The 5,161-nt window shown below is 43.4% G+C and carries 6 protein-coding genes; 5 read left to right on the forward strand and 1 reads right to left on the reverse strand.

The features are described from left to right. Positions 1 to 116 precede the first annotated feature (116 nt). The 5 genes from ACWVCM_RS02975 to ACWVCM_RS02995 all read left to right on the forward strand — a co-directional run bounded on the left by ACWVCM_RS02975 (position 117) and on the right by ACWVCM_RS02995 (position 4,761). Positions 117 to 1,100 carry a MotA/TolQ/ExbB proton channel family protein gene (locus tag ACWVCM_RS02975; protein ID WP_455200220.1) on the forward strand — a complete coding sequence of 328 codons (984 nt, stop codon included), beginning with the start codon at positions 117 to 119 and terminating at the stop codon, positions 1,098 to 1,100. A gap of 40 nt (positions 1,101 to 1,140) precedes the next feature. Further along, a complete protein-coding gene (locus ACWVCM_RS02980) occupies positions 1,141 to 1,926 on the forward strand; it encodes a hypothetical protein (RefSeq protein ID WP_455200221.1) in 786 nt (261 codons plus the stop codon). Positions 1,927 to 2,099: 173 nt separating this feature from the next. Further along, positions 2,100 to 3,587 carry a hypothetical protein gene (locus tag ACWVCM_RS02985; protein ID WP_455200222.1) on the forward strand — a complete coding sequence of 496 codons (1,488 nt, stop codon included), beginning with the start codon at positions 2,100 to 2,102 and terminating at the stop codon, positions 3,585 to 3,587. Between the two features lie 118 nt (positions 3,588 to 3,705). After that, a complete protein-coding gene (apaG, locus tag ACWVCM_RS02990) occupies positions 3,706 to 4,089 on the forward strand; it encodes a Co2+/Mg2+ efflux protein ApaG (RefSeq protein ID WP_455200223.1) in 384 nt (127 codons plus the stop codon). A 63-nt stretch (positions 4,090 to 4,152) separates the two neighbouring features. Further along, entirely contained in the window at positions 4,153 to 4,761 is a 609-nt protein-coding gene (locus ACWVCM_RS02995; protein WP_455200224.1) for a class I SAM-dependent methyltransferase, read from the forward strand. On the opposite strand, the gene ACWVCM_RS03000 is transcribed toward ACWVCM_RS02995, so the two are convergent. Further along, positions 4,758 to 4,955: a hypothetical protein gene (locus tag ACWVCM_RS03000; RefSeq protein WP_455200225.1), complete on the reverse strand. Its 198-nt coding sequence runs from the start codon at positions 4,953 to 4,955 to the stop codon at positions 4,758 to 4,760. The two genes, ACWVCM_RS02995 and ACWVCM_RS03000, sit on opposite strands and share 4 nt — an antisense overlap. Positions 4,956 to 5,161: the final 206 nt, after the last annotated feature.

The raw sequence follows: 5,161 nt of genomic DNA on the forward strand, positions 1-5,161 counted from the left end.
ATATAAAGTAGCTGCTTAAACTTGCAGCACAATAATAAACACACAATTATTATAAAAACTTTGCCCTTTTATCTTGATCAAAACAGTCGAGTACTTCCTTACCTGGATTTCACAACATGATACAACGCGGTTATAGAGCATTGGTACTATGGATCACCTGGAGTGCAGCAGCCATTGTGATATATGCCAGCATGTACCAGGACACCGATGTGTGGAAATTTGTGCAAAATGATCCTTCAAGAATCACTTGGGGAATCATTGCGTTATTTGGTATGGGCGTCATCACCAGCTTTATTCTCACACTTCTGCTCACATTAGAATCAGTCAAAGCTGATTTACTTGAAGGCATCGCAAAAACCAAAGGTTGGCTCGGCATTGAGGACAGTTCGAAACGGCTTTGTGTTGCGAATTTCTTTGATTCGCTAAAAACTGTTATCAGAAATAATGGCGAGCTCAACATAGAAGCGCTGGTGGATGTGGAATTTGCAGTATACCGCCGCACCGCGCACGCATTAGAAGTCATTGGTAATTTGTTAATCACCCTTGGTTTGGTAGGCACCGTGGTTGGATTAACCCTAACATTAACAGGGCTTACCAGTTCTCTTGAGGCACTGGGACAAGATCAGGAACAGTTACTACGTGGATTGCGCGGCGCCATGGGCGGCATGGGAACAGCGTTCTATACAACATTATTAGGTTCAGTATTAGGTGGTGTTTTGCTGCGTGTCTATGGCCATATTGATGAAAACGGCGTGGATAGCCTGGAAAATGCATTAACAAGAATCTGCCTGGTCTATTGCTCTGCGGATTTCAAACCATCAACGGAACGTGATGTACGTGCGCTAAACCAGGAAATAGACTCCTTAACTCAGAGAATTGAATACCTTAAAAAGATACTCAATGAATCCAAAACAATAGTAGCGGAATTTTCGCAGGAATTAGCAGAACTACATAAACGCGACAACAATCCCCACTCCATGGAAGAAACTATCAAATTACGCAAAGAATACCTGGATACACTCCGCCACGAATTTCAATTAAGACGCATGAACCGCGGCGCCTGGTGGAAAGTATTCAAGAAAAGCTTTCGTAAAACCTGACTGGCCATGCCATATAACTATTGATTAGCGGTAATAAGCTATGGCAAGAAAAAAGCGATCTTCATCAACAAACATTCATGAAAGTTTTTCTGATATTGCACTGCTGATGTTAGCAACGTTTGTCTTTTTGCTTGTCACCATCATGATCACCTCCAAGCTCGCTGAAGAAAACCAACTACCGCAACTCAAAGCTAGCGTAGCTGATTTAAAGAAAAAGCTCGAACAGGCACAATCCACCAATCGACGGCTATTAGGCGATATAGACAGCATGGTTAACATGACTGTTGAATCACAAATGGAGCACTCGCTCGAAGCAGTAGGACTAGGCAAGAACAGTAAAAACCGTAAGGACTTTGATTTGTTCGTGAAAGGTCTCAAGGATATTCCCGGTGAAAGTTTACACTTAATGGTTGATGGCACAGGATCCATGCATGGCGCTACGACATTTTTGATCCCCGTATTACGAGTGATTGTGATCCGTTCCGGAAAACGGCTGGACGCGATCACCTGGTTTTCTGATGGAACGGCGGCTACTTATAAGGGCACTATGGGCAGTATGTTCGACAACTTAATGAGCGGCGCACCTTTTATAGGATCTGAAGAAACCATTGGCAAAGCATTTCGTCATGCGGTCCGCGAAGCACCGAAACCCGGTGCTTATATACTGATTGGTGATGAACCCAGCGATGATAAAATACATCCCTTTGATATTCCCAGCCCGGTTTTCACAATACCCATCGGCAAGCAGAATCCCGACACCTTGTGGGCATACGACAAACTCGCCAAAGAAACCGGAGGCAAAATGCTGCAATTAGTTTTCCAGTAGCTTTTTCTCCGATAAATTTTCGCTGATAATTCACTACCGATTATTTCCTCGCCTATTTGACTTGTTGTAGAATGCACCACTCATTATCCGACGTAATAAGCATTACTTAACTCTGCCAGGCAGTTAGCAATCAACCGGGCAAATTCGTATATTAGACCTGAGAAAAACACCATATGTTAGAGCGTATTCCAAAACCCGTTTTGTTTTTACTAATGATGTCTGCCTGGGGCGGCGCCGTAGTTTTATTTCAGCTCGTCAGATTCAACGCGTTTAACCTGGATGAAGGTGCTGCAATGGCGCTTCTTCTAAACTGGTCGGTTTCGGACCAAATTATTAATCCAGTCGCAACTTACGGTGGACCAGATTTCCGCGCACTACTGTTTATCCCCCTGGGACTATATTGGCCGGGAAGCATGGTTGCGGCAAAACTGTTTACCTTAATGTTCTGTTTCGCAGCAGCTTTGTTACTTTACAAATGGTCAGAAACTACAGACGGTAAGGAATCCGCGCTTATTGCGACCGGCTTGTTTCTTATATCTCCGGCAATAATTTATCTTGCCGACACTATCGCTGTTGCGCCATTCCTGCTTACTATTTTTGGAATTGGCTTATACCTTGACACCAAATATCGCGCATCTTCTCACACGATTAGCAGCCTCTATTTCATACAAATGCTGGTAGTCGCCATAGCCATTACATTGCATCCTATGGGTCTAGCTTATCCGCTTGCTCTGGCCTGGCAATGGCATAAAAAACCAAAGTCAGACAAACAAAAGAAACAAGTATGGATTGGCATCGGGATTACTGTCATTGTGATACTGGCTATGCAAACCGGCTGGATTGATATTGCATGGGGTAGCAATCCACTAACTTCCCTGCACAATGCCATCATGGGGTACAACTTACGTGAGCCTTTCCAGGAGCATTGGCTAGGCGGCGCTATAGCAATCGTCCCACTAATCTATCTATTGTATCGCGATTTCAAAAAACTCTCAGACAACTTAATGGGCAGCATGTTACTTTTCAGTATACTGATCGGTCTAACTGCCGCTGATCATAACTGGGCGTTAATAGCGTTAGCAGTACTACTCTACCGCAGCATACCAGTTCTTATCATCATGAATAAATCATTTAAGACACTGAACTTCCTGGGGCAACGCGGTATTGTTTTTATTGCCATCATGGCAGTGTCACTGTTATTTATGCAAGCCAATAAAAGTTATGCCATTCAATTAAGCAGTGAAGTATTAACACCCAGAGACCAGCTTATACAACGACTGGCCGAAGAAGCACGCGATCCTGACAAACCATTTCTGGCAGCGAGCCAGTGGCCCGCCCAGACCATGATTGTCTGCAGGCGCGATGTCCTAAGGTTACCTCCCGCAAGGGAAAACGGCCCGGAACTTCTTGAAATCATCAAAGGAATAACACACATAATATTCGACCATCGCGATATTAAAAATAATGCCCTGGCTCGAAATATTGCAGAATTAAGCGGCCATACTGAGACTATTGACATCCAACCAAGTGGGGTCATCGTAAAAATTCGCGAAGCTGCCAGTGAAACTGCGGAACATCCGGAAGTTTCCTCGAAAACAACAAAGGAAAAGAACCTGGAAAGTCACGACAATACCGAAGACAATACCGAAAAAGCCAAGTAACTGTTTGTAATATAATATTACAAACCTGCTTCAAATAATAAACGATATATTTACTCCATTTGTCGGAGTAACTTGGTATAATCACCATTACACAGGATTACCAAATTAGCTCACAACCATGAATACAAACGATCAAAATAACATCGCCATTGACGTAGAAACTTCCTACCTGGAGGATCAATCTTCTCCTGATATGAATCGTTATGTTTTTGCCTACACCATAACTATACGCAATGAAGGTCAATTACCTGCCAAGCTACTGACACGACACTGGATCATCAATGACGCCAATGGTAATACGCAGGAAGTTCATGGCGAAGGCGTGGTTGGTGAACAACCATACCTGAAACCCGGAGAGTCATTTCAGTATACGAGTGGAACGGTCATTGAAACTCCCGTTGGCAGCATGGAGGGTAGCTATCAAATGCTTTCCGAAGATGGTACTCCCTTTGATGCCGATATTCCTGCTTTCACTTTGTCACTACCAAATAAATTGCATTAGGCATTACAATTCACATTGGCAAAATACAAAGTTACTGTTCTTGCTATATGAACATCAATTACAATGGGTCTGAAACATAGCTACACATTAATAGCACCTTTTTACGACCTCATCGTAGCAAAGGCAACCCATTCAATTCGAAAAGCCAGCCTGCAGCAGATCGAAGATCTTTCAAAACCTGATGATAAAATCCTGATCACTGGTATTGGTACCGGTCTGGATATTCCCCATCTGCCCTCCAACAGGAGTTATACCGGCATAGACCTGACTCAAAGCATGCTATCCAAGGCAGAACGTCGTAAAGGAAATGTTGATATTAATCTGGAGTTAGGAGACGCCATGCATCTCCCGTATGATGACGCGTCATTCGATTTGATCGTAATGCATTTAATCCTGGCTGTAGTCCCAAATCCAACACTTGCACTCCAGGAAGCCCAAAGAGTCGTTAAGAATGAAGGCTACGTAATCATATTGGACAAATTCCTGAAACCAGGTCAATTAGCCGTCTTACGCCGACTGGCAAATCCCATCATCAGGCATATCGCCACGCAGACAACGGTAGTTTTTGAACATGAATTGGCTAAATGCCCGTACTTGAAATTAGTTGTTGATGAACCTGTCTTGGCAGGCGGGTGGTTTCGAAGAATCTCACTCAAGAAACAGGTGGATTAGCGCTCCATATTTTCAAGCTGCTGGCGTCTCTTTTCTTCGGCATCCTGAACCAAATTATTTACATCCTTGGCTCGCTCCAAAGCACGTTGCTGCTCTGATAGAAAATGTTCACCATTTTCGTCTTCGCCTGACTTGGAACATGCGGCCATGCTTACGCTCATAATAACCAGAAGAATTATGCTGTGTAGTTTCATGAACTTATCCTCTGCTGAGAACTAAATTTTCCTGATAACTACTGCTCTATCGGTAAAAATGGAGGAATCTGCAGTTGTTTTTTGTGACACACTTAGAATTTGTAGCTTGCACCAATACTCGCCATGTAGATTTCAAAAGCATCACCGTTGACTAGCTGCATTACTTCAATGTTGGCATCGATATCAAACGGCATTGCAAACGTAGC

Source organism: Kaarinaea lacus (assembly GCF_975902315.1).